The sequence below is a fragment of the Variovorax gracilis genome, assembly GCF_030317115.1.
GTDB classification, from domain to species: Bacteria; Pseudomonadota; Gammaproteobacteria; order Burkholderiales; family Burkholderiaceae_C; genus Variovorax; species Variovorax gracilis.
In genome coordinates this window covers 248,651-272,085 of record NZ_JASZYF010000006.1, presented here as the reverse complement: position 1 = coordinate 272,085, position 23,435 = coordinate 248,651, and the positions used below count along the sequence as shown (strand labels likewise).

General features: G+C 67.3%; 18 protein-coding genes. 7 read left to right on the top strand and 11 right to left on the bottom strand.

The annotated features are described in order from the left end of the window. Positions 1-88: 88 nt before the first annotated feature. The 3 genes from holA to leuS are packed head-to-tail and all read right to left on the bottom strand — an operon-like array spanning position 89 to position 4,326. Positions 89-1,162, bottom strand: a complete 1,074-nt coding sequence (holA, locus tag QTH97_RS14915) for a DNA polymerase III subunit delta (RefSeq protein ID WP_286569003.1) — start codon at positions 1,160-1,162, stop codon at positions 89-91. Positions 1,163-1,168: 6 nt separating this feature from the next. Next, complete coding sequence (locus QTH97_RS14910; protein WP_286569002.1) at positions 1,169-1,678, bottom strand: LPS-assembly lipoprotein LptE; 510 nt, start codon at positions 1,676-1,678, stop codon at positions 1,169-1,171. 5 nt (positions 1,679-1,683) lie between these two features. Next, a complete protein-coding gene (leuS, locus tag QTH97_RS14905) occupies positions 1,684-4,326 on the bottom strand; it encodes a leucine--tRNA ligase (protein ID WP_286569001.1) in 2,643 nt (880 codons plus the stop codon). Positions 4,327-4,438: 112 nt separating this feature from the next. On the opposite strand from leuS, the gene QTH97_RS14900 reads away from it, so the two are divergent. The 6 genes from QTH97_RS14900 to QTH97_RS14875 all read left to right on the top strand — a co-directional run bounded on the left by QTH97_RS14900 (position 4,439) and on the right by QTH97_RS14875 (position 15,598). Beyond that, positions 4,439-6,061, top strand: a complete 1,623-nt coding sequence (locus tag QTH97_RS14900) for an alpha-amylase family glycosyl hydrolase (RefSeq protein ID WP_286569108.1) — start codon at positions 4,439-4,441, stop codon at positions 6,059-6,061. Continuing rightward, on the top strand, positions 6,051-8,210 hold the full coding sequence (gene glgB, locus QTH97_RS14895; protein WP_286569000.1) for a 1,4-alpha-glucan branching protein GlgB: 2,160 nt from the start codon (positions 6,051-6,053) through the stop codon (positions 8,208-8,210). Before QTH97_RS14900 ends, glgB begins: the two co-directional genes overlap by 11 nt. Further along, a complete protein-coding gene (gene glgX / locus QTH97_RS14890; protein ID WP_286568999.1) occupies positions 8,207-10,264 on the top strand; it encodes a glycogen debranching protein GlgX in 2,058 nt (685 codons plus the stop codon). Before glgB ends, glgX begins: the two co-directional genes overlap by 4 nt. A 68-nt stretch (positions 10,265-10,332) precedes the next feature. Beyond that, complete coding sequence (glgC, locus tag QTH97_RS14885; RefSeq protein WP_286568998.1) at positions 10,333-11,625, top strand: glucose-1-phosphate adenylyltransferase; 1,293 nt, start codon at positions 10,333-10,335, stop codon at positions 11,623-11,625. Between the two features lie 7 nt (positions 11,626-11,632). Further along, positions 11,633-13,093 carry a glycogen synthase GlgA gene (gene glgA / locus QTH97_RS14880; protein WP_286568997.1) on the top strand — a complete coding sequence of 487 codons (1,461 nt, stop codon included), beginning with the start codon at positions 11,633-11,635 and terminating at the stop codon, positions 13,091-13,093. A gap of 33 nt (positions 13,094-13,126) precedes the next feature. Then, positions 13,127-15,598, top strand: a complete 2,472-nt coding sequence (locus tag QTH97_RS14875; RefSeq protein ID WP_286568996.1) for a glycogen/starch/alpha-glucan phosphorylase — start codon at positions 13,127-13,129, stop codon at positions 15,596-15,598. Positions 15,599-15,680: 82 nt separating this feature from the next. Here the strand turns inward: QTH97_RS14875 and QTH97_RS14870 are convergent, their stop codons facing one another. From QTH97_RS14870 to QTH97_RS14855, 4 genes are all read right to left on the bottom strand, one after another. Continuing rightward, the gene (locus tag QTH97_RS14870) at positions 15,681-16,148 is read right to left on the bottom strand and encodes an ExbD/TolR family protein (protein WP_286568995.1); all 468 of its coding nucleotides are present in this window, start codon (positions 16,146-16,148) and stop codon (positions 15,681-15,683) included. 18 nt (positions 16,149-16,166) lie between these two features. After that, complete coding sequence (locus QTH97_RS14865) at positions 16,167-16,865, bottom strand: MotA/TolQ/ExbB proton channel family protein (RefSeq protein ID WP_286568994.1); 699 nt, start codon at positions 16,863-16,865, stop codon at positions 16,167-16,169. An 8-nt stretch (positions 16,866-16,873) separates the two neighbouring features. Beyond that, on the bottom strand, positions 16,874-17,674 hold the full coding sequence (gene dapB / locus QTH97_RS14860; protein ID WP_444813439.1) for a 4-hydroxy-tetrahydrodipicolinate reductase: 801 nt from the start codon (positions 17,672-17,674) through the stop codon (positions 16,874-16,876). A 97-nt stretch (positions 17,675-17,771) separates the two neighbouring features. Next, positions 17,772-18,332, bottom strand: coding sequence for an outer membrane protein assembly factor BamE (locus QTH97_RS14855; RefSeq protein WP_286568992.1), 561 nt, complete (start codon positions 18,330-18,332; stop codon positions 17,772-17,774). Positions 18,333-18,423: 91 nt separating this feature from the next. Between QTH97_RS14855 and fur the strand changes: the two genes are divergently transcribed. Further along, positions 18,424-18,843: a ferric iron uptake transcriptional regulator gene (fur, locus tag QTH97_RS14850; protein WP_286568991.1), complete on the top strand. Its 420-nt coding sequence runs from the start codon at positions 18,424-18,426 to the stop codon at positions 18,841-18,843. Between the two features lie 116 nt (positions 18,844-18,959). Here the strand turns inward: fur and hprK are convergent, their stop codons facing one another. From hprK to QTH97_RS14830, 4 genes are all read right to left on the bottom strand, one after another. After that, entirely contained in the window at positions 18,960-19,919 is a 960-nt protein-coding gene (gene hprK, locus QTH97_RS14845) for an HPr(Ser) kinase/phosphatase (RefSeq protein WP_286568990.1), read from the bottom strand. A gap of 28 nt (positions 19,920-19,947) precedes the next feature. Continuing rightward, complete coding sequence (locus QTH97_RS14840) at positions 19,948-20,415, bottom strand: PTS sugar transporter subunit IIA (protein ID WP_028251657.1); 468 nt, start codon at positions 20,413-20,415, stop codon at positions 19,948-19,950. Between the two features lie 93 nt (positions 20,416-20,508). After that, positions 20,509-20,838, bottom strand: coding sequence for a ribosome hibernation-promoting factor, HPF/YfiA family (hpf, locus tag QTH97_RS14835; protein ID WP_068640485.1), 330 nt, complete (start codon positions 20,836-20,838; stop codon positions 20,509-20,511). A gap of 277 nt (positions 20,839-21,115) precedes the next feature. Further along, a complete protein-coding gene (locus QTH97_RS14830) occupies positions 21,116-23,227 on the bottom strand; it encodes an ATP-dependent helicase (RefSeq protein WP_286568989.1) in 2,112 nt (703 codons plus the stop codon). Positions 23,228-23,435: the final 208 nt, after the last annotated feature.

The following is a 23,435-nucleotide window of genomic DNA, read 5'->3' as shown; positions in this document are numbered from 1 at the left end:
GCCGCGCGCCCGAAGGTCAGCGGGCGTGAAGGGGCACCGACGCACCGCCATGGTGCATCTGGCAGTCCCGCCACGACCTGAGAGCACGTCAGCCGGCGGTTCCGATGCCCTTGCCACCCGCGCAGGCACGGCACAGCATCAACGCCAGCCGCTGCAGGGACTGCCAGCCGTTGGCCGGCCAGTCGGGCTGCTTCAGGCCCTTGACGATGCCGTCGACCACATGCGCCGAACGCAGCATGCGTGCGAGCGCGCGGTCGTCCAGGCGCGGCAGCACGCGCTCGAAAGCCCGCTCGCGCGGTCCCCAGATCCGGTTTTCGCGCAGCGCCATGGGCAATGGGCGGCCGGCGGCCATGGCGTCCTTCACGCGTTTAAGCGCACGGATGTCCTCGGCCAGTGTGTAGTGGACCAGCACCTCGGCCTCGCCTTCGGCCTGCAGCCCTTCGAGCATGCGCGAGACGCGCTGCGGGTTGCCGGCCAGGACGGCCTCGGAGAGCTTGAACACGTCATAGCGCGCCACGTTGTTGACGGCGCCTTCGACCTGCTCCCAGCTCAGCTCGCCTTCGGGATGCAGCAGCGCCAGTTTCTGGATCTCCTGGTGCGCCGCGAGCAGGTTTCCTTCCACGCGGTCGGCGAAGAACTGCAGCGTGCGCTGGCCCTCCTCGCCGGTCTTCACGCGCTGGCCCTGCTGCGCGAGGCGCTGCGCAATCCATTGAGGCAGCGCGTTGCGCTCGATGGTCTCGATCTGCAGGCTGACGCCGTTGTTCTCCAGCGCCGTGAACCAGGCGCCGGTGCGCGTGGCCTTGTCGAGGCGCGGCAGCATCACCAGCGTGAGCGTGCTGTCGTTGCCCTGCGCGGCCTCGGCGATCTGCTGGAGCGCCACGCTGCCGTCCTTGCCCGGCTTGCCCGAGGGAATGCGGATCTCGACGATCTGCCGGTCTGCAAAGAGGCTCAGCGAACCGCCCGCCGCGAGCACCGCGCTCCAGTCGAAATGCGCACCGGCCACGGTGTACGCGCTGCGCTCGGTGTAGCCCTGCGTGCGTGCCGCCGCACGGATCGCATCGGCCGCCTCCTGCGCGAGCAGCGGCTCGTCGCCGTGGATGGCGTACAGCGGCGCCACCCGCTTGGCGAGGTGGGCAGAAAGTTGGGCCGGCGCCAGTTGCACGGGAGATCAGGCCGGCTTGATTGCGGCGAGCCGACGCAGGATCTGCTGCGCGATGTCGGTCTGCATGTCGCGGTACAGCAGCTCCGATTCGCCTTCCTTGGCCAGCGCAGCGGTTTCGTTGTAGGTAATGTCGCGGGTCTGCTGGATCGCGGTCGGGCCCATCAATTCCTTGCCGCCCTGCCCGCGCACCCGGAAGCGGATGGTCAATCGCAGGTTGAGTTCGCGCACCTGGCCCGAGGCATTGGTGGAGATCACGATGCTGTCGCGGTTCTCGCCCAGTATCTCGAACACCGCGTCGGCCTTGTCGGCCTGGTCGGCCGGGAGGACCTCGACCGTCCCCGCCGCCCGAAGGTTGCGCCGCAGATAGTTCGCGAATGCCGTGTTGCCGGGCACGGCGATGCTGTTGAACGCGAAATCGGGCGCCTTGCGCAACTGGAAGCCGCACCCTGCGAGCGCAAGCGACGCCGCGCCCAGGGCCAGGAAGCCGCGGCGCGGCAGGGCGGTGCGTGACGTCATGCGCTTCACAGGACCACGTTGACCAGCCGGCCCGGAACCACGATCACGCGCTTGGCCATCGCGCCTTCGGCGTGCTTGGCCAGGACCTCGCTCGCCAGCACGATCTTCTCGATCTCCTGCTTCGAGGCGGCGGCCGGCACGCGCAGCGAACCGCGCAGCTTGCCGTTGACCTGCAGCATCAGCTCGATCTCGTCCTGTTCGAGCGCGCCGACGTCGACCACGGGCCAGGGCGCATCGAGCAGTCCGCCCATGTCCTTGTCGTAGCCGAGTTGCTGCCACAGTTGGTGCGCGATGTGCGGCGTCGCCGGATACAGGCAGCGCAGCAGGATGCCGAAGCCCTCGCGCACCGCCGCCCGGTCGCCCGCATCGGCCGCGGCGGGCTTGAAGCCTTCCAGCGCGTTGAGCAGCTTCATCGCGCCCGACACCACCGTGTTGTATTGCATGCGCTGGTAGTCGTAGTCGATCTGGCGCAGCACCGTATGGACTTCGTGCCGGAGCCCCTTGGCGTCCTTGCCGAACGCAGGCACCTTGGCCGCGGCGCCGGTCTCGGCCGCCGCGCCGTGCAGCGCCACGCCGAAGCTCCAGACCCGGCGCAGAAAGCGGTAACTGCCCTCGACCGCCGCGTCGTTCCACTCGAGGGTCGCCTCGGGCGGCGCGGTGAACATGGTGTAGAGCCGCGCGGTGTCGGCGCCGTACTTCTCGATCAGGTCCTGCGGGTCGACGCCGTTGCGCTCGGTCTTGCCCATCTTGCCGACGCCGCCGTATTCCAACCGGGTGCCGTCGGCCAGCGTCCCGCCGGTGATGCGACCCTGCGCATCGAGCACAGGGGTGACCTCGGAGGGCGGGTAGTAGTCCTTGCCGCCCTTCTCGCCGCGCGTGTAGAAGATGTGATTGAGCACCATGCCCTGCGTCAGCAGCTTGCTGAAAGGCTCGTCGACCGTCACCAGGCCGAGGTCGCGCATGACCTTGGTCCAGAAGCGCGCGTAGAGCAGATGCAGGATCGCGTGCTCGATGCCACCGATGTACTGGTCCATCGGCATCCAGTACTTGGCGCCGTCGGCCACCATGGCATCGTCGTTCTTCGGATCGCAGTAGCGCATGAAGTACCACGAGCTGTCGACGAAGGTGTCCATCGTGTCGGTCTCGCGGCGCGCGGCCTTGCCGCAGACCGGGCAGACGACACCGGCATGGAAGCCTTCGTGCTTCGCGAGCGGATTGCCCGAGCCGTCAGGCACGCACTCCGTCGGCAGCACGACCGGCAGGTCCTTCTCAGGCACCGGAACCGCACCGTGCTCATCGCAATGGATGATCGGGATCGGCGTGCCCCAGTAGCGCTGGCGGCTCACGCCCCAGTCGCGCAGCCGCCAGGTGGTCTGCGTGTCGCCCAGGCCCTTCTGTTCGAGGGCATGGGCGACCGCCTTGACGGCCTCGGCGTAGTGCATGCCGCTGAAGTTGTCGGAGTTGATGGTCACGCCGCGCTGCTTGTCGCCGTACCAGTCCTGCCAGCGGTGGTAATCGAAATGCGGCTCGTCGTCGACCAGCACGACCTGGATGATCTCGATGCCGTACTTGTTGGCGAAGGCGAAATCGCGCTCGTCGTGCGCGGGGACGCCCATCACGGCACCGTCGCCGTAGCCGATCAGCACGTAGTTGCCGACCCAGAGCGGGACCTGCTCGTCGGTGATGGGATGCGTGACGGTGAGCCCCGTGGGCACGCCCTTCTTCTCCTGCGTGGCGAGTTCGGCCTCGGTGGTGCCGCCGCTCTTGCACTCTTCGATGAAGGCCGCGACCTTGGGATTCGTCTTTGCGGCGTGCTGCGCGAGCGGATGCTCCGGCGCCACCGCGCAGAAGGTGACGCCCATGATGGTGTCGGCACGCGTCGTGAAGACGTACATGCGGCCGCCCTGGATCAGCCCGCCCTTGGCGTCCTTGATCTGGTGCGTGAAGGCAAAGCGCACGCCTTCGCTCTTGCCGATCCAGTTTTCCTGCATCAGCTTGACGCGCTCGGGCCAGCCGGGCAGCTTGTGCTGGGTGTGGTCGAGCAGTTCCTCGGCGTAGTCGCTGATCTTGAGGTAATAGCCCGGGATCTCGCGGCGCTCGACGGTGGCACCGGTGCGCCAGCCCTTGCCGTCGATCACCTGCTCGTTGGCCAGCACGGTCTGGTCGACCGGGTCCCAATTGACGACTTGGGTCTTGCGGTAGGCGATGCCTTTTTCGAGCATCTTCAGGAACAGCCACTGGTTCCACTTGTAGTAGGCCGGGTCGCAGGTCGCGATCTCGCGGCTCCAGTCGATCGCGAGCCCCATGGCCTGGAGCTGGCTCTTCATGTAGCCGATGTTCTCGTAGGTCCACTGGGCCGGCGGCACGCCGTTCTTGAGCGCCGCGTTCTCGGCCGGCAGGCCGAAGGCGTCCCAGCCCATGGGCATCAGGACGTTGTAGCCGCTCATGCGCAGGTAGCGCGTGAGCATGTCGTTGATCGTGTAGTTGCGCACATGGCCCATGTGCAGCTTGCCGCTGGGATACGGCAGCATCGAACAGGCGTAGTACTTTTTCCTGCGCGTGTCCTCGGTCACGCGATAGGCATCGGCGGCGGTCCAGTGGGCCTGGGCTGCGGACTCGACGTCGCTGGGTTTATAGCTGGGGTTCATTGGGCTTCGCAACAGCCCGGCACCAGGCGGCCGGGGGAAGACGGATTATCGCGGGTTGGGCAATGGCCCACTTCTCGCATGCCACAATGATTTCGAATTGACAGAGGCACGCATGGTCAAGGACTGGTGGCGCGGAGCGGTGATCTACCAGATCTACCCGCGCAGCTTCATGGACAGCAACGGCGACGGGATCGGCGACCTGCCGGGAATCACGGCAAGGCTCGACCACGTCGCCGGGCTGGGCGCGGACGCCATCTGGGTCTCGCCCTTCTTCCGGTCGCCGATGAAGGATTTCGGCTACGACGTGGCGGACTACCGGGCCGTCGACCCGATGTTCGGCACGCTTGCGGACTTCGACGCCCTGCTGGGGCGGGCCCACGAGCTGGGCCTCAAGGTCATCATCGACCAGGTGCTCTCCCACACCTCCGACCAGCACGCCTGGTTCGCGGCCAGCCGGGCAAACCGCGAGAACCCGCAGGCCGACTGGTATGTCTGGGCCGACCCGCGGCCCGACGGCACGCCGCCCAACAACTGGCTGTCGGTCTTCGGCGGTTCGGCCTGGCAGTGGGATTCGCGTCGGCGGCAGTACTACCTGCACAGCTTCCTGACCGAGCAGCCGGATCTCAACTTCCATTGCCCCGCGGTGCAGGACACGCTGCTCGGCGAAGTCCGTTTCTGGTGCGAACGCGGTGTCGACGGCTTCCGCTTCGACGCCTGCAATCACCAGTTCCACGATGCGCAATTGCGCGACAACCCATCCGCCGACGGCGGTGCTGTCAGCACGGTGCGCGCCGACAACCCCTACGCAATGCAGCAGCACCTGCACGACAAGAGCCAGCCCGAGAACCTGTTCTTCCTCGAACGGCTGCGCCGGCTGCTCGATGAATTCGGGGCGGTCGCGCTCGGCGAGGTCGGCGACGAGAACGCGCCGCCCGTGATGGCCCAGTACACAGAGCGCGGCAGGCGGCTGCACCTGGCCTACAGCTTCAGCCTGCTGACGAGCGAGCACAGCGCGCGCCATCTGCGCACCCAGGTCGAGGCGCTGGACCGGGCGCTGGCCGAAACCGACGGCTGGGGCTGCTGGGCCGTTTCGAACCACGATGTGCCACGCGTCGCCAGCCGGTGGAATGCCAACGGCGCGGACGACACCCGCCGCGACCGCCTCTGGCTCGCGCTGCTGGTGTCGCTGCGCGGGAGCGCCAGCGTCTACCAGGGCGAAGAGTTGGGCCTGCCCGAAGCGGAGGTGCCTTTCGAGTTGCTGCAGGACCCCTACGGACGCGCCTTCTGGCCCGAATTCAAGGGCCGCGACGGCGCCCGCACGCCGATTCCCTGGCTCGCCGCCGCACAGCACGCGGGCTTCACCAGCGGCGCACCGTGGCTGCCGGTATCCGACACGCACATTCCACTGGCGATCGACCAGCAGGAGGGCGATCCGCAGTCGATGCTCAACTTCAGCCGCGCGCTGTTGCGTTGGCGGCGCGGCCAGCCGCTGCTTCGCACGGGCGGCATGAAGTTCCTGGATGCGCCCGAGCCCTTGTTGTGGTTCGAGCGACGGGAGGGGAGCGCCTCGCTCCAGGCCGTCTTCAATCTCTCCGACGGGCCCGCGTCGCTGGCTTTGCCGCAAGCCCTCGCACCGATCGAGGGCGCCCCTTTCGCCGGCGCGCGGCTCGAAGGCCGCACGCTCGACTTGCCGCCCTTCGGCGTCTTCTTCGGAGAACCGCTCCATGCTCCCTGATGCCGAAGTCCGCGCCCTGATGCGCGCAGAGCATGGCGATCCTTTCGCCGTGCTCGGACCGCACGACAGCGACGAAGGCCTGTGGGTTCGCGCCCTGCTGCCCGGCGCCAAGGCGGTGGCGGTGATGCATTCCGGCTCGGGCTGGCCGCTGGCCGAACTCGACCGCCAGGGCGGCAGCGATCTCTTCGCCGGGCTCGTGCCCGCTTCGGAGGCCCGGCTGGGCTACAGCTTCAAGGTCGACTGGGGCACGCACAGTTCGCTTCTCGACGACCCGTACCGCTTTTCCTTCGTGCTCGGGGAAACCGACGTCTGGCTGCTGGCCGAAGGCACGCACCTGCGGCCCTTCGAGCAGTTGGGCGCTCACCTGCGCGAAATCGACGGCGTGCGCGGCGTGGCGTTCGCTGTGTGGGCGCCGAACGCACGGCGCGTGTCGGTGGTCGGTGATTTCAACCAGTGGGACGGCCGTCGCCACATGATGCGGCTGCGCCGCGAGTGCGGCGTGTGGGAAATCTTCGCACCGCACGTGGCGCCCGGCGACAGCTACGAATTCGAGATCCTGTCGGCACAGGGGCAGGTGCTGCGCAAGGCCGATCCCTTCGGTTTCTCCGCGCGGCTGCGGCCGGACACGGCCTGCGTCGTGCAGCCGCTGCCCCAGCCCGCGAAGGTGCCCCCCGGCCGCGCCGAGGCCAACGCGCGCGGCGCACCCATCAGCATCTACGAAGTCCACCTCGGCTCGTGGCGACGAAAGAACGGCCACGAATGGCTCGACTACCGCGAACTGGCCGACACGCTGGTGCCCTATGCCCGCGACATGGGCTTCACCCACATCGAGTTGCTGCCGATCAGCGAGCATCCTTTCGACGGTTCATGGGGCTACCAGCCGATCGGCCTCTACGCGCCGACCTCGCGCTTCGGAACGCCCGGCGACTTCCGCGCCTTCGTCGAGGCCGCGCACGCGGCCGGGCTGGGCGTGATCCTCGACTGGGTGCCAGCGCATTTCCCGACCGACTCGCACGGGCTGGGCAACTTCGACGGCACCGCGCTCTATGAATATGCAGACCCGCGCGAGGGGTTCCACAACGACTGGCAGACGCTGATCTTCAACTACGCGCGCACCGAGGTGCGCAACTACCTTGTCGGCAATGCGCTCTACTGGCTGGAGCGCTACGGCGTCGACGGGCTGCGCGTCGATGCGGTCGCCTCGATGCTCTACCGCGACTACAGCCGCGAGCCGGGCCAGTGGGTGCCCAACGCCCAAGGCGGCCGCGAGAACCTGGAGGCCATCGACTTCCTGCGGCGCATGAACCGCGTGGTCGGCGTCGAGCGGCCCGGTGCGGCGACCATCGCGGAGGAGTCGACCAGCTTCCCCGGCGTCACGCGCCCGCCAGAGAACGGAGGCCTCGGCTTCCACTACAAGTGGAACATGGGGTGGATGAACGACACGCTGGCCTATACCGGCATCGATCCCGTCTATCGCAAGCACCACCACCAGCAGATCACCTTCGGGCTGATGTACGCGCACACCGAGAACTTCGTGCTGCCGCTGTCGCACGACGAGGTGGTGCACGGCAAGGGCTCGATGATCGGCCGGATGCCGGGCGACACATGGCAGAAGTTCGCGGGGCTGCGCAACCTCTACGGCTACCTCTGGGCGTATCCGGGCAAGAAGCTGCTGTTCATGGGCGGCGAGTTCGCCCAGTGGGCGGAATGGGACGCGGACCGCAGCCTGGACTGGCATCTGCTGGAACAGGCTTCGCACCAGGGCATCCGGCGGCTGGTGCGGGACCTGAACAACGTCTATCGCCATTTCCCCGCGTTGCACGAACTCGACTGCGAGCCGCAGGGCTTCGATTGGCTCAGCCATGACGATGCGGAGCATTCGGTGTTCGCCTTCGTGCGGCGAGCGCGGGATGGCGCGTTCGTGGTGGCCGTGTGCAACTTCACGCCGGTGGTGCGGCATGGCTATCGGCTGGGGGTTCCGGCCGCGGGCCGGTATCGGGAAATCGTCAACACCGACAACGCGGTGTACGGGGGCAGTGGCGTAGGCAACGGGGTGATCCAGAGCGAAGCGTCGGCCTGGCAAGGACAGGCGCAATCGCTGGTGATTTCCGTGCCGCCGCTGGGAACCGTGATGTGGGTGCTGGAGTGAACGGCGCCCGTTCCACGTCCGGCAACGGCTCTCCCTATCCGCTGGGTGCCAGTCCCGGCGCCGACGGCGTCAACTTCGCCCTTGCCGCCCCCAACGCCACCGCCGTCGAGCTGTGCCTCTTCGACACCACCGGACAGAACGAGCAGCAGCGCCTCAGGTTGACCGCGCGCACCAACGGCGTCTGGCACACCCGCCTGCCCAGCGCCCGGCCCGGCCTGGTCTATGGCTGGCGCGTGCATGGCCCCTGGGCGCCCCACGAAGGCCAGCGCTTCAACCCTTCCAAGGTGCTCCTCGATCCGTACGCGCGCGAGGTGGTCGGCCAGTACCGCGGTGAAGACCTGTTCCTCGGCCATGACTCCGCCGATCCGATCCGGCGCGACCCGCGCGACAACGCATCCGTTGCGCTCAAGGCCAGAGTCACTGCGCCGATGCCGCCCACCGGCCCGGCGCGCCCTCGTGTCCTGCCCGGCGACCGCGTGATTTACGAACTCCACGTCCGCGGCCACACCCAGTTGCATCCCGACGTGCCTGCCGCGTTGCGCGGCACCTACGCCGGGCTCGCGGAACCGGCGGTGCTCGACCACCTGCAGCGGCTCGGCGTCACCACCCTGAACCTGATGCCCGTGCAGCACCGCGCCGACGAATCGAGGCTGCTGGCGCTGGGCCTGAGCAACTACTGGGGCTACAGCCCCATCGGCTGGTTCGCCCCGGAAACCCGCTACTGGAGCGGCCGGCCCGGAACCACGCCATCGAGCGAGTTCCGCACGATGGCCGACGCGGTGCACGCACGCGGCATGGAAATCGTGATCGACGTGGTCTACAACCACAGTGGCGAGACCGACGAATACGGGCCTACGCTGAGCCTGCGCGGCATCGACAACGCGCTCTACTACCACCTGCGACCGGACGACCGGTCGCTCTACCAGAACTGGACGGGCTGCGGCAATTGCCTGAACCTGGCCGAGCCGCGCGTGGTGCAACTCGTCTTGGACAGTCTGCGCCATTGGGTGACCGAGCTTGGCGTCGATGGTTTCCGCTTCGATCTCGCACCGGTGCTCGCGCGTCGGGAAGGCGGCGAGTTCGATCCCCGCGCGCCGTTCCTTGCAGCCATCGCGCAAGACCCGGTGCTGGCGCAGGCCCTGTTGATCGCCGAGCCCTGGGACATCGGACCGGGCGGCTATCGCCTCGGCGAATTCCCGCCCGGCTGGCTGGAGTGGAATGACCGCTTTCGCGATGCACAGCGCGGCTTCTGGCTCCACCGCAGCGCGGGCCTCGGCGAGTTCGCGCAGCGCTTCACCGCGTCGAGCGAGGATTTCAGGCATGACGGCCGCTCGCCCACCGCCGGCGTCAACTTCGTCACCGCGCACGACGGCTTCACCTTGCGCGATCTGCTCAGCTTCAACGAGCGCCACAACCTCGCGAACGGCGAACAGAACCGCGACGGCCACGGCCACAACCTGAGCCGCAACTGCGGCGTCGAAGGCGACACCGACGACGCGATCGTCCTGGCCGAGCGCAGGCGGCTGCAGCGCGTGCTGCTGGCTGCGCTGCTTCTCTCGCAAGGCACGCCGATGCTGCTCGGCGGCGACGAACTCGGCCACACCCAGCGCGGCAACAACAACGCCTACTGCCAGGACAACGACACCACCTGGCTGGCCTGGCACCGCGCCGATGCCGCCCTGACGGCCTTCGTCGCCCGTGTGCTGGCGCTTCGCCGCGAAGCCGAGCCGCTGCGCAGCGCCCAATGGTGGCCGGCCGTGCCGCCCGCAGGTGCCGCCGCGCTGCGATGGCTGACGCCCGAGGGCCACGCCATGGCTCCGGCCGACTGGGAGCGCGCTGGCAGGCATGCGCTGGCGATCGTGTTCGAGGCCGTGCCGCCCGATGCGAGCTGGCTGGTGCTGGTGAACGCCGAAGAGCGCGATGTCGAGTTCAGGCTGCCGCCGGGCCGCTGGCTGCACCGGCTGGCGAGCGACACGGACGAGCCATTGACCGCATCGCTCCTCGACGGAACCCAGGTCTTGCGCCCCGGCAGCCTCTGGGTCGCAAAAACATAGGAGCCAACCGCCCGCCGGGGTGCTAGGCTGGATCACCGGGAAACGGAAAAAACCAACGGAGACATCTGATGGCCCAAATCGAGCAACCGACACTGCAGGCTCACCAACTCGTCCGCCGCACCATCGCCCTGGTGCTGGCCGGTGGACGAGGCTCCCGACTCAAGCAGCTCACCGACCGACGGGCCAAGCCCGCGGTCTACTTCGGCGGCAAGTTCCGCATCATCGATTTCGCGCTGTCGAACTGCCTGAACTCCGGCATCCGGCGCATGGCGGTCGTGACGCAATACAAGTCGCACTCGCTGATGCGCCACCTGCAACGCGGCTGGAGCTTCCTGCGCGCCGAGCTCAACGAGATGGTCGACGTGCTGCCGGCCCAGCAGCGCGTCGGCGACGAGCACTGGTACCGCGGCACCGCCGACGCGGTCTACCAGAACCTGGACATCATCCAGACCCGGTCGACGCCGCACGACTACGTGGTGGTGCTGGCCGGCGACCATGTCTACAAGATGGACTACTCGATCATGCTGACCGACCACGTGGCGCACGGCCTGGGCTGCACGGTCGGCTGCATCGAGGTGCCGCGCATGGAAGCGGTGGCCTTCGGCGTCATGGCGATCGAAAAGGACCGCAAGATCACCGAGTTCCTGGAAAAGCCGGCCGACCCGCCCGCGATGCCTGGCAACCCCGATGTGGCGTTGGCGAGCATGGGCATCTACATCTTCGATTCCGAGTACCTCTACGAGCTGCTCGAGGAAGACAACGCCAACCCGGAGTCGAACCACGATTTCGGCAAGGACATCATTCCGCGGGTGGTCGCCGCGGGCCGGGCGGTGGCGCATCCCTTCGGCATGTCCTGCGTCACGCGGGCCCGGCGCGGGGCGGACGCCAACGCCTACTGGCGCGACGTGGGCACGATTGATGCATTCTGGGCAGCCAATCTGGACCTGGCCTCCATCACCCCGGAGCTCGACATCTATGACACCGACTGGCCCATCTGGACCTACCAGCGGCAATTGCCCCCGGCGAAGTTCGTGCTCGATCGCGAAGGCAAGCACGGCATGACGGTCAACACCATCGTCTCGGGCGGCTGCATCGTCTCGGGCTCCAAGGTGAGCAGTTCGGTGCTGTTCTCGGGCGTTCGGGTGCATTCCTTCTGCGAGATCAACGAGGCCGTGCTGCTGCCGGACGTGGAAGTCGGCCGCGGCGCCCGGCTCAACAAGGTGGTGGTCGACCGCGCCTGCGTGATTCCCGACGAGATGGTGGTGGGCGAAGACCCCGTGGCCGATGCGGCACGTTTCGAGCGGACGGAGGGCGGCGTGGTCCTGATCACGCGCGAAATGCTCAAGCGTCTGGAGCCATAGCAAGCGCATGCGGGTCCTCCAGGTCAGCGCCGAACTGTTTCCCCTGCTCAAGACCGGAGGGCTGGCCGACATCGCGGGTGCGCTGCCGCTGGCGCTCATGGCGGCGGGGCAGGATGTGCGGGTGCTGCTGCCTGGATTTCCGGCCATCGCGGCCGGGGTACGCGACGCGGTGGCGGTGAAGGAGTTCGCGGCGCCTTGGGGCGAACCCGCGAGGCTGCGCCTCGGGCGCATCGTGACGCCTGGCGCGCGCGACATTCCCGCCTACGTGATCGATGCGCCGGCGCTCTACGACCGGCCCGGCAATCCGTATGAGGACCTCGCCCGCAAGCCTTACGGCGACAACCACCGTCGCTTCGCGCTGCTGGGCTGGGCCGCGGCGCAGATCGCGCAAGGGCTGGATTCCGACTGGCAGCCCGACATCGTGCATGCCCACGACTGGCATGCCGCCCTGGCGCCGGCCTACCTCGCCTTCGCGCCGCCCGGCGGACGCCCACGCGTAGGCAGCGTGTTCACCGTGCACAACCTGGCCTACCAGGGCCTGTTCGCCCCGCGGCATTTCCCCGAACTCGGACTGCCGCCGGCGGCTTTCGGGGTCGATGGGCTCGAGTACTACGGCCAGGTGTCGTTCATGAAAGGTGGGCTCTGCTTCGCGGACCGCATCACCACCGTGAGTCCGACCTACGCTCGCGAAATCCAGACGCCCGAACAGGGCTGCGGACTGGACGGCCTGCTGCGCAGCCGATCGCACGTGCTCAAGGGCATCCTCAATGCCGTCGACGACCAGGTCTGGAACCCGGCCACCGACGCGCTGATTCCGTACCGCTACGACCTGCGGCGGCTGGGCGGCAAGGCGCAGTGCAAGGCCGCGCTGCAGGAAGAGCTCGGCCTGGCGCCGCAAGCGGACGCGCCGCTCTTCGTGGTGGTGAGCCGGCTGACCGAGCAGAAGGGCCTGCACCTCGTGCTCGGCGGGCTCGACGCGCTGCTGGCGCAGGGTGGCCAGCTCGCATTGCTCGGCAGTGGAGACGCGCCACTGGAAACGGCCTTCCGCCAGCGCGCTGCCGCCGCGCCGGAATCTGTCAGCGTCACGCTGGGCTACAGCGAGGACCTGGCCCACCGCCTGTTCGGCGCAGGCGACGTCACCCTGGTCCCGTCGCTCTTCGAGCCCTGTGGCCTCACGCAGATGTACGGGCTCAAGTACGGCAGCCTGCCGCTCGTGCACCGCGTCGGCGGCCTGGCCGACACCGTCGTCGATGCCACGCTGGAAGACATGGCCAGCGGCGAAGCCACGGGCTTTGCCTTCGACGACTTCGATCCTGCCGGCTATGCACGAGCGCTTCGCCGCGCCTTCGCGCTCTACCGGCGGCCGGCCGACTGGCGTGCCGTTCGCGCGAATGCCATGCGCCGCCCCGCCGACTGGGGCACCGCCGCCGCCCGCTACCTCGATGTCTACGCCGAGGCCTTGGCCTGAAGCCGTCCGCCAGAGAACCCACACCGTCCCACCATGACCATCGCAGAATTCAAGTACGACCACCCCGACCGCGACGTCGCCGCCTTCAAGCGCGCAGTCGCCAACAAGCTGATCTACGCGGTCGGCAAGGACCCCGTGGCAGCCAGCCCCGACGACTGGCTGCATGCCACCGCACTCGCCGTGCGCGACCAGATCGTCGAGCGCTGGATGGGCACCACCCGGGCGATCTATGCGCAGCGGCTCAAGCGCGTCTACTACCTGTCGATGGAGTTCCTGATCGGGCGCACCTTCACCAACGCCCTGCTTGCGCTGGAACTGCAGGACACCGTGAAGCAGGCGCTGGCCGATTTCGGCGTCGACATCCAGACGCTGGCCGAACGCGAGCCCGATGCCGCCCTGGGCAACGGCGGCCTCGGCCGCCTCGCGGCCTGTTTCCTCGACTCGATGGCCACGCTCGGCGTGCCGGGCCTGGGCTACGGCATCCGCTACGAGTACGGCATGTTCCGCCAGCGCATCGTCGACGGCCAGCAGGTCGAGACACCCGACTACTGGCTCACGCGCGGCAATCCCTGGGAATTCCAGCGACCCGAAGTGACCTACCGCGTGCGCTTCGGCGGCCACGTGCAGCGACGCGAAGGCAAGGGCGCGCCCTACGGCGCAGCGAACTGGGTGGACACCCACGACGTGCTGGCCGTGGCCTACGACACCATCATTCCCGGCTATGGCACGCAGGCCACCAACACGCTGCGCCTGTGGTCCGCCCGCGCGACCGAGGAGATCGATCTCTCGGCCTTCAACCGCGGCAACTATTTCGAGGCGGTGGAAAGCAAGAACCACTCCGAGAACGTGTCGCGCGTGCTCTACCCAGACGATTCCACGCCGTCGGGCCGCGAGCTGCGGCTGCACCAGGAATACTTCTTCGTCAGCGCGAGCGTGCAGGACCTCGTGCGGCGCTATCTGCGCAACCACACCGACTTCGATGCGCTGCCGGATCAGGTCAGCATCCATCTCAACGACACGCACCCGGTGCTGGCCGTGCCTGAGCTGATGCGCCTGCTGATCGACGAGCATGACCTGCCCTGGGACACGGCATGGGCCCACACGCAGAAGGTGTTCAGCTATACCAACCACACGCTGATGCACGAGGCGCTTGAAACCTGGCCGGTGGAAATGTTCGGGCGGGTGCTGCCGCGCCACCTGCAGATCCTCTTCGACATGAACTCGCGCTTTCTCGCCACAGTGACGCAGGCGCATGGCCACGACGTCGAGTTGCTGCGGCGGCTGTCGCTGATCGACGAATCCGGCGAGCGGCGCGTGCGCATGGCCTACGTGGCGGTGCTCGCCAGCCATTCGATCAACGGCGTGTCGGGACTGCACTCGGAACTCATGAAGCAATCGATCTTCGCGGACTTCGCGAAGCTGTTTCCCGAGCGCTTCAACAACAAGACCAACGGCGTGACGCCGCGCCGCTGGCTGGCGCAGGCCAACCCGTCGCTGGCGGCGCTGCTCGATACGCGCATCGGACGCGGCTGGCGTCGCGACCTGACTCAGCTCGAAGTGCTGCGGCCGATGGCGCAGCAGCCGGCCTTCGTGCGCGCCTTCCGTCATGCCAAGCGCGAGAACAAGCTGCGGCTGGCGAACTGGATCGACGAGCACTTGCGGATCGACATCGACACCGATGCGCTGTTCGACGTGCAGGTCAAGCGCATGCACGAGTACAAGCGGCAATTGCTCAACGTGCTGCACGTGGTCACGCGCTATCACCGCATCCTGGACGCACCGGACGCCGGCCATGTGCCGCGCGTGGTCGTGTTCGCCGGCAAGGCCGCTTCGGCGTACCACATGGCCAAGCTCGTGATCCGCCTCATCAACGACGTGGCGCACGTCATCAACAACGACGAGCGCGTGGGCAAGCTGCTGAAGGTGGTGTTCCTCCCGAACTACAGCGTGAGCCTGGCCGAGGTCATCATGCCGGCTGCCGACCTCTCGGAGCAGATCTCCACGGCCGGGACCGAGGCTTCGGGCACCGGCAACATGAAGTTCGCGCTGAATGGTGCATTGACCATCGGCACGCTCGACGGCGCCAACGTCGAGATGCGCGAGAACGTCGGCCCCGAGAATTTCTTCATCTTCGGCAACACCACGCCGCAGGTGGCCGACATCCGCGCGAGCGGCTACCAGCCACGCGACATCTACGAAGCCAATCCGGAACTGCAGCGCGTGCTCGACAGCATCCGCGACGGCGCCTTCTCGCCCACCGAGCCGGCGCGCTACCAGCAGATCTTCGATGCGCTGGTGAGTTGGGGCGACCACTACCTGCTGCTGGCCGACTATGCGAGCTACATCGAGGCGCAGGAGAAAGTCGACGCGCTGTATCGCGATCAGGATGCGTGGACGCGGATGGCGATTCTCAATGTGGCGGGGATGGGGGCGTTTTCCTCGGATCGGACGATTGCGCAGTATGCGCACGAGATCTGGAAGACCAGGCCGGTGGCGTTAAGCTGACGCGTGGGCCGGGGGGCAACACCGGCGGCCCGGCAAAGCCGGTTCCGCGGTGTCTCGCGAACGCGCACGGCTTCGCCGGCGGCTATCTGGGTGGCGGGGTGGTTGGGGGTGCTTCGGTGACGAAGCCGATGCGGGTCAGGCCGGCCTTGTTGGCGATGCCCATCAGTTCGACGACCTTGCCGTAGGGCACGGTCTGGTCGGCGCGGAGTTGGACTTCGGTATCGCGGCTCGCGGTGGCGGCATTGGCGAGGCCGGCCGCCAACTCCTCTTGCGTGACCGGCTTGTCGTTCAGGTAGACCTTGCCGGCCGCATCGACCACGAGCGACACGAACTTCGGCGTGTCGCCGGAATGGCCTGCATCCGTGCGCGGCAGGTCGAGCTTGATCGAGCTGGCCATCAGCGGCGCGGTGATGATGAAGATCACCAGGAGCACGAGCATCACGTCGACCAGCGGGGTGACGTTGATGTCGGACAGCGGCCGCTGTCCGCCTGCGCCGGTCGATCGGCCGCCGGTGGCCGTGCTGCCGAGCGATGTGCGACCGAAGGCCATGCTGCTTGGGCGCCGCTCTCAGGCAGGCATGGGCCGGGCGGGCGGCAACGGGATCTCGCGCGGCGCAGGCTCGCCGAGCATGCCCAGCAGGTCGTGCGCGAAGCCTTCGAGTTCGGCTTCGATACGGCTGACGACGCGTCCGAACACGTTGTAGGCCAGCACGGCGGGAATCGCGACCGCGAGGCCGAAGGCCGTCATGATCAGCGCCTCGCCGACCGGGCCGGCGACCTTGTCGATGGTGAAGCCACCCGTTTCGCCGGCGATGCCGACGAGAGCACGGTAGATCCCCCAGACCGTCCCGAGCAGGCCGACGAAGGGCGCGGTGGCGCCGACGGTCGCGAGCAGGATCTGGCCGGATTGCAGCCGCCGAAGCGCCGCATGCAGGGCATCGCGCAGGACGCGCGTGACACGTTGGGCCCGATCGACGGCGCCGCCGAGCGTCGCGCTGTCGGTGTGCGTCGCAAGCTTCCTGACCGCGCTCACCGCCGGCAGGACCAGCGCCGCGCGGTCGAAGGCCTTGAGGCTGAGTTCAGCGTCCCCGATGGATGGCGACTGCCAGAAGGCCGCGATGCTGCGCACCACATCGCGCGTACCGCCGCGCAAAAGCCAGGCCTTCCAGAGGATCACGACCCAGCTCGACACCGACATGACCAGCAGCAGCGCCGCGACCGAGCGACTGACGGCGTCACCGTGGGCGAGCAGCGCGAGGATGCTCATGCTCGGGGTCAGCGCAGGCTCAGGACATCGAACATGTCGAACAACCCGGCGCGCTGGCTGGCCAGGAAACGCACGGCACGCAGGCTGCCCTGCGCGTAGGTCGAGCGGCTGGCCGACTTGTGCGTGATCTCGATGCGCTCGCCGGTGCCGGCAAACAGCACCGTGTGGTCGCCGACGATGTCGCCGCCGCGGATGGTCGCGAAGCCGATGGTCGACGGGTCGCGCTCGCCGGTGACGCCTTCGCGCGCGTAGACGGCGCAGTCCTTGAGGTCGCGGCCCAGCGCATCGGCGATCACCTCGCCCATCTTGAGCGCCGTGCCCGAGGGCGCGTCGACCTTGTGGCGGTGGTGCGCCTCGATGATCTCGATGTCATAGCCGGTCGACAGCGCCTTGGCGGCCATTTCGAGCAGCTTCAAGGTGACGTTGACGCCCACGCTCATGTTCGGCGCCATCACGATCGCGATGTCCTTCGCGGCATCGGCGATCTCGGCCTTCTGCGCATCGCTGAAGCCGGTGGTGCCGATCACGAGCTGCACGCCGAATTCGCGGCACACGGCGAGGTGCGCCAGTGTGCCTTCGGGCCGTGTGAAATCGATCAGTACCTGTGCATCCTTGAGCCCTGCGCGAAGGTCGGACACGACGGGGACGCCGCTCGTGAAACCCAGGAACGCAGCCGCATCGCTGCCGATCGCCGCGCTGCCAGCAACATCGAGCGCGCCGGCGAGGCGGCAATCCTGCGCCTCGCGCACGGCCTCGATCAGCATGTGGCCCATGCGCCCAGAAGCGCCCGCGATCGCGACGCGGCGCAGGGAAGTGGATGGAGAAGAAGAGTCGGTCACGCGTTTCAGCCTCTGGAAATGCGGAATTCGAGAAAGGGCGCGACGGCCGGAAGCGGCCAGCGCGTGCTCAGCGCGATTCGAGCGGAGGGTAGGCCGCAGGCAGTGCCGGCGGAGTTGCAGGCGCCGCCGGCGCATCGCCATCGACCTTCTTGTCCTTGGCCGGGTCGAACTTCTTGAGCTGGTCTTCGGTGGCCTCCAGCGGAGGCACCTTGCCGGTGCGCTTGCGGGTGTCGAGCTGGGCGACGAATTCCTCCTCGCTCGGCATCGGATCGCCTTCGAAGCGATCGAGCACCTCGCCGTTGAAATACAGCGTCAGGTGGCGCTGCTGCGGCTCGACGCCCTGGCGGCGGATCGTGAACACGTAGTCCCAGCGATTGGAGTGAAAGACATCGGTCAGGAGCGACGTACCGAGGATTTCGCGCACCTGCTGGCGCGACATGCCGGGCTTGAGCGCCGCGACCTGTTCCTTGGACACGAAATTGCCCTGAACCACTTCGACCTTGTAGGGCGTGACGGCGGTCAGGGCGCCGCGCGCACTGTCGCCGACACTGCTGCAAGCGCCGAGGCACAGGCCCGCGGCGACGGCGCCGAAGAGCGGCCAGAGGCGGCGTTGTGGAATGGCAGGCATGGAAAAAGGGTTGGGCGATATGATCAAATCATTGTAGCGGCTGGCCCCCGGCGGGCCCTTCCCGCAAGGCTGGCGCAGGGAACGAACCAACATGGCTAACATCGACGAACTCAAGAACACCGGCCTCAAGGCCACTCTGCCGCGCCTCAAGATTCTCGAGATCTTCCAGAACGGCGGGCAACGTCACATGACGGCGGAAGACGTGTTTCGCGTCCTCCTCAACGACCATTCCGACATCGGCCTGGCCACCGTGTACCGCGTGCTGACGCAGTTCGAACAGGCCGGCATCCTCGAACGCAGCCACTTCGAGAGCGGCAAGGCGGTCTACGAACTCAACGAAGGCAAGCACCACGATCACCTCGTGTGCACGTCGTGCGGCAAGGTCGAGGAGTTCTACGATCCCGAGATCGAACGCCGCCAGCAGATGATCGCGACGGACAAGGGCTGGATCTTGCAAGACCACGCGATGTCCCTGTACGGCCTCTGCGCCGACTGCACGAGCAAGCACTGAGCACCATAGGCTCGCCCGACCCCAGGCTTGCTCATTTCGTGTAGCCGCCCACCCCCTGCCGGGGGCAACACCGGCGGGCCGGCAAAGCCGGTTCCGCGGCGTTCCTGGGCTTCGCGCTAGTCGTCTTCCCTGGCGCTTTCCATGGCCTTGTGATGGCGGGCGACGAAGTCGGCATAGGTATCGATGCCGCGCAGTTGCAGGATCGAATTGCGCACGGCCGCCTCGACCAGCACCGCGATGTTGCGGCCTGCCACGACCTGGATGATCACCTTGCGCACCGGAATACCCAGCACGTCCTGCGTGAGCGGCGCCGAGGGCATGCGCTCGTAGTCGCGCTCGAAGCTGTCGCGCCGCACGAGGTGGACGATCAGCTTGAGCCGCATCTTCCGGCGCACGGCCGTCTCGCCGAAGATCGCCCGGATGTCGAGCAGGCCGATGCCGCGCACTTCGAGCAGGTTCTGCAGCAGTTCGGGGCAGCGCCCTTCCAGCGTGGTCTGGTTGATGCGGTAGAGATCGACGGCATCGTCGGCCACGAGACCGTTGCCGCGCGAGATCAGCTCCAGGCCGAGTTCGCTCTTTCCGAGTCCGGACTCGCCCGTGATCATCACGCCCAGCCCCAGGATGTCCATGAACACGCCGTGCATCGACGTGCGCTCGGCGAAGTGCTTGGAAAGATAGGCCCGCAGCAGGTCGATGACGAAAGCCGACGATTCACGCGTCGCGAACAGGGGCAATTGCGCGCGCTCGCAGATCGACAGCAGTTCGTCGGGCGCCGGCTGGCCGTCCGCCAGCACCAGCATCGGCGGCTCCAGGGTGACGATGCGGGCGATTCGCCGCACGCAGTCCTCCGGCGTGCCGCGCGTGAGGTAGGCCACCTCCCGGGCGCCCAGGATCTGTACGCGGTAGGGGTGGATGTAGTTGAGGTAGCCCACCAGGTCAGCGGCGGACTGGGCCCGGCTGATGACGTCGGGGTCAAACTGGCGCTCCGAGGCGCCCAATCCCGCCAGCCACTCCCACCGGAGCGAGCCGCGGAATTCCTCGAACATCGCGTCGGCGCTGATGACGGTCGGCTTCATAGGCCAGACCGTCCCAGGCCCGCGCGGATCAGGCGACCTGCGCGGATTGCCATCCTGCGATCAGGGCGTGCAGTGCCGCGGCGTCCGAACTCGACTTGATCTGCTCGCGCAGGTTGGCGTCGCTCAGGAGTTCGGCGATCTCGGAAAGTATTTCAAGATGTTTCTGCGTGGCCGCTTCCGGCACGAGCAGGAAGATCAGCAGGACCACAGGCTGCTCGTCCGGCGCGTCGAACCCGATCGGGTTCGCCAGTTGGAACACTGCAGCCATGGGCGATTTGAGGCCCTTGATGCGGCCGTGCGGGATCGCCACCCCATGGCCCAGGCCGGTCGAACCCAGGCGTTCGCGGGCAAAGAGGCTGTCGGTGATGAGGGCCCGGCCGAGGCCGTGCAGGTTTTCAAACAGCAAGCCTGCTTCTTCAAAAGCACGCTTCTTGCTGGTGGCGTCAACGCTCACAAGCACTTGAGCGGGTGGCAGGATGGACGCGAGTCGGTTCATGTTGGGGCGGGGCGGGGGCGATTATGCACCCACGCTGCAAAAAGCAAAGAGCCACCCGAAGGTGGCCCGCAAGAGTATTTGCCCGGAGTGGTACTACATCACACGCTTGGGCGCTTCGTGATGGTGGTCCTGCAGGCGGTCCTTGTGGCGGACGACCTGCCGGTCGAGCTTGTCGACCAGTTCGTCGACAGCAGCGTAAAGATCAGCGTGGCTCGACTCCGCGAACATGTCATTGCCCTTGACGTGAATGTTGCATTCGGCGCGTTGGCGGCGCTCCTTTTCCTTTTGCTTTTCCACCGTAAGGATCACCTTGACATCGACCACCTGGTCGAAATGGCGGGTGATTCGGTCCAGCTTGCTCGTAACGTAGTTGCGCAAGGCGGGTGTGACGTCGAGGTGATGACCGCTGATCGTCAAATTCATGAATGACCTCCTGGAATTGACGGTTGGGGAAATAGCCGCACCCCTTGGTAGGGAGGTACAGCCGGGGAAACGAATGGAGAGTGGGGAGAAAGAGGGAGAGGGGAAGAGAGGAGAAGCCGGGGGACGGTCGGTTCACTATGCCATGCTGTCATCGAAATGCAATCTTTCCGAACACGTACAAAGGGCCATTCCCGGTAGGGGTTTCCCGCCGCTACGAAATTAGGACTAGGCGCAGCCGGCGAAGCGATACGGAAGTGCGCGCAGCCCCGGGCGGGCATCACCTCCAGGTGGCCCGCATCCGGCTCAGCAGGTCGATCGTGGCGGCTGGCGGCGGCACGTGCGGAGCGCGCTCCGGTGGCGGGGGCCAGGTCTGGTGCTCGAAGCGTTCGGCATCGGACGCCGTGATGAAGCGCGTGCGCCCCGCGTACAAATGCCGGTCGCCGCGAACCGCCTGCTGGGTGACGTAGAAGCGCTGCGGCACCAGCAGATGCAGATGGTCGCGCGCCCGGGTCATCGCGACGTACAGCAGCCGCCGCTCCTCTTCGAGCTCCTGCGCCCCCTGCGCCACGTCGGCCGGGATGCAGCCGTCCACCACATTCAGCACGTGCACCGAGGTCCATTCCTGCCCCTTGGCCGAATGGATGGTCGAAAGAATCAGGTAATCCTCGTCGAGCAGCGGAGGCCCCGGCCGGTCGCTGGTGGCTTCTGGCGGATCGAGCGTAAGTTCTGTCAGAAAGCGCTCGCGCGACGCGTAGCCCGACGCCAGCCGGGCCAACTGCTCGACGTCGCCACGGCGCAGTCCGGCGTCGTCGTGAAGGCGCTCCAGATGCGGCAGATACCACTGCAACGCCAGGTCCATGTCCGCAGGCCAGGCAAGCGACGGCTCCCGCAGCGCCGCATAGATCGCCGCGAACCGCGCCCACTCGGCCTGCGCGGCGGAGGGCGGCACGAAATCCCGCACGACCGCCCCCGGATCCGCCGCCTCGGCCATTGCGTCAAGCAATCGGGTAGAAGTGACCGGCCCGATGCCCGGAATCAGTTGCGTCACGCGGAAACCCGCCATGCGCCCTCGCGGGTTCTGCGCAAAGCGCAGCACGGCGAGCAGATCCTTGACATGGGCGGCCTCGAGAAACTTGAGCCCGCCATACTTGACGAAGGGAATGTTGCGCCGCGTCAATTCAAGCTCCAGCGCGGCACTGTGCGTCGATGTGCGAAACAGCACCGCCTGGGACTTGAGCGCCAGCCCGCCTTCGCGATGCGCCAGCACGCGGTCCGCGACCCAGCGCGCCTGCTGCGCCTCGTCGGGCACCAGCACGAGTTGAGGCCGGCCGGCCGAGGGCTTGTCGGTCCAGAGCGTCTTCGCGTGGCGCTCCGCGGCGGCGGCAATCACCGCGTTCGAGACATCGAGGATGGGCTGCGTCGAGCGGTAGTTGCGCTCCAGCGTGACGATGCGCGCGGGCCGGCTGAAGTGCTGCGGAAAGTCGAGGATGTTGCGAACCGTTGCGCCGCGAAACGAGTAGATCGACTGTGCGTCATCGCCCACCACCGTGACCCCGGCCCCGTCGGGCTTCATCGAACGCAGGATGGCGGCTTGCAGCAGGTTCGTGTCCTGGTATTCGTCGACCAGGACATGGTCGAAGCGCGCGCCGACGTGCTCGGCCAGCGTCGGCTCCGCCACCATCTCGGCCCAGTACAACAGCAAATCGTCGTAATCGAGCACGTGCTGTTGTTGCTTGGCCTCGACATAGGCGCCGAACAGCCGCTTGAGTTCGACCTCCCACTCCGCGCACCAGGGAAACGCATGTTTCAGCACCTCCGCCAGCGGCGCGCAGGTGTTCACGGTGCGCGAGTAGATCGAAAGGCAGGTGCCCTTCTGCGGAAAGCGCCGCGTCGTGGACGAGAGCCCAAGGTCGTTGCGTACCAGCCCCATCAAGTCCTCGGCGTCGCCGCGATCGTGGATGGTGAAGTTCTCGTCGAGACCGACCTGCGCCGCGTACTCGCGCAGAAGCCGCGCGCCGATACCGTGGAAGGTGCCCGCCCAGGGCAGTGCCGGGGGTGCCTCTGATTTCAGGCCGAGCACGCGCGCCAGCACCTGCCCTGACCGGCGCTCCATCTCCTGCGCGGCACGACGCGAGAAGGTCAGGAGCAGGATGCGTTGGGGATCGGCGCCCCGCGCGATCAGGTGAGCCACGCGATGCGCCAGGGTGCTGGTCTTGCCGGAGCCCGCCCCGGCGATCACGAGCAGGGGCCGATCGTCCTGCCTTGTCTCGCCCAGCGCGGCGCCCACGCCGTGCTCCACCGCCGCGCGCTGCGCGTCGTTGAGCTGGGCGAGCGCGGCCGCGAGGCGCTCGGCCTGCGTGGCGGGAGTGGGTCGGGCGATGCTCTGCATCGACGCCACTTTACTGTATGTCCATCCAGATGCCGCCGGCCGTGCCTGGAGGTCGGATGACATAATCGCGCCTCGCTGCAAACCGGAGCCATTCATATGGAAATCGACCCGTCTCGGCAGCTTTCACTCCCCCTCTGACACGTCCGTTGGCGAGGGAGCTGAAAGCGCCCCACCCTTCGCCCAACCGCCAGACCAATCACGGGAGTGA

Coding starts and splice junctions, on each gene's coding strand:
- QTH97_RS14910 (WP_286569002.1), bottom strand. CDS start 1,678: ATGACGTCACGCACCGCCCTGCCGCGCCGCGGCTTCCTGGCCCTGGGC.
- leuS (WP_286569001.1), bottom strand. CDS start 4,326: ATGAACCCCAGCTATAAACCCAGCGACGTCGAGTCCGCAGCCCAGGCC.
- QTH97_RS14900 (WP_286569108.1), top strand. CDS start 4,439: ATGGTCAAGGACTGGTGGCGCGGAGCGGTGATCTACCAGATCTACCCG.
- glgB (WP_286569000.1), top strand. CDS start 6,051: ATGCTCCCTGATGCCGAAGTCCGCGCCCTGATGCGCGCAGAGCATGGC.
- glgC (WP_286568998.1), top strand. CDS start 10,333: ATGGCCCAAATCGAGCAACCGACACTGCAGGCTCACCAACTCGTCCGC.
- glgA (WP_286568997.1), top strand. CDS start 11,633: ATGCGGGTCCTCCAGGTCAGCGCCGAACTGTTTCCCCTGCTCAAGACC.
- QTH97_RS14875 (WP_286568996.1), top strand. CDS start 13,127: ATGACCATCGCAGAATTCAAGTACGACCACCCCGACCGCGACGTCGCC.
- QTH97_RS14870 (WP_286568995.1), bottom strand. CDS start 16,148: ATGGCCTTCGGTCGCACATCGCTCGGCAGCACGGCCACCGGCGGCCGA.
- QTH97_RS14865 (WP_286568994.1), bottom strand. CDS start 16,865: ATGAGCATCCTCGCGCTGCTCGCCCACGGTGACGCCGTCAGTCGCTCG.
- QTH97_RS14855 (WP_286568992.1), bottom strand. CDS start 18,332: ATGCCTGCCATTCCACAACGCCGCCTCTGGCCGCTCTTCGGCGCCGTC.
- fur (WP_286568991.1), top strand. CDS start 18,424: ATGGCTAACATCGACGAACTCAAGAACACCGGCCTCAAGGCCACTCTG.
- hprK (WP_286568990.1), bottom strand. CDS start 19,919: ATGAAGCCGACCGTCATCAGCGCCGACGCGATGTTCGAGGAATTCCGC.
- QTH97_RS14840 (WP_028251657.1), bottom strand. CDS start 20,415: ATGAACCGACTCGCGTCCATCCTGCCACCCGCTCAAGTGCTTGTGAGC.
- hpf (WP_068640485.1), bottom strand. CDS start 20,838: ATGAATTTGACGATCAGCGGTCATCACCTCGACGTCACACCCGCCTTG.
- QTH97_RS14830 (WP_286568989.1), bottom strand. CDS start 23,227: ATGCAGAGCATCGCCCGACCCACTCCCGCCACGCAGGCCGAGCGCCTC.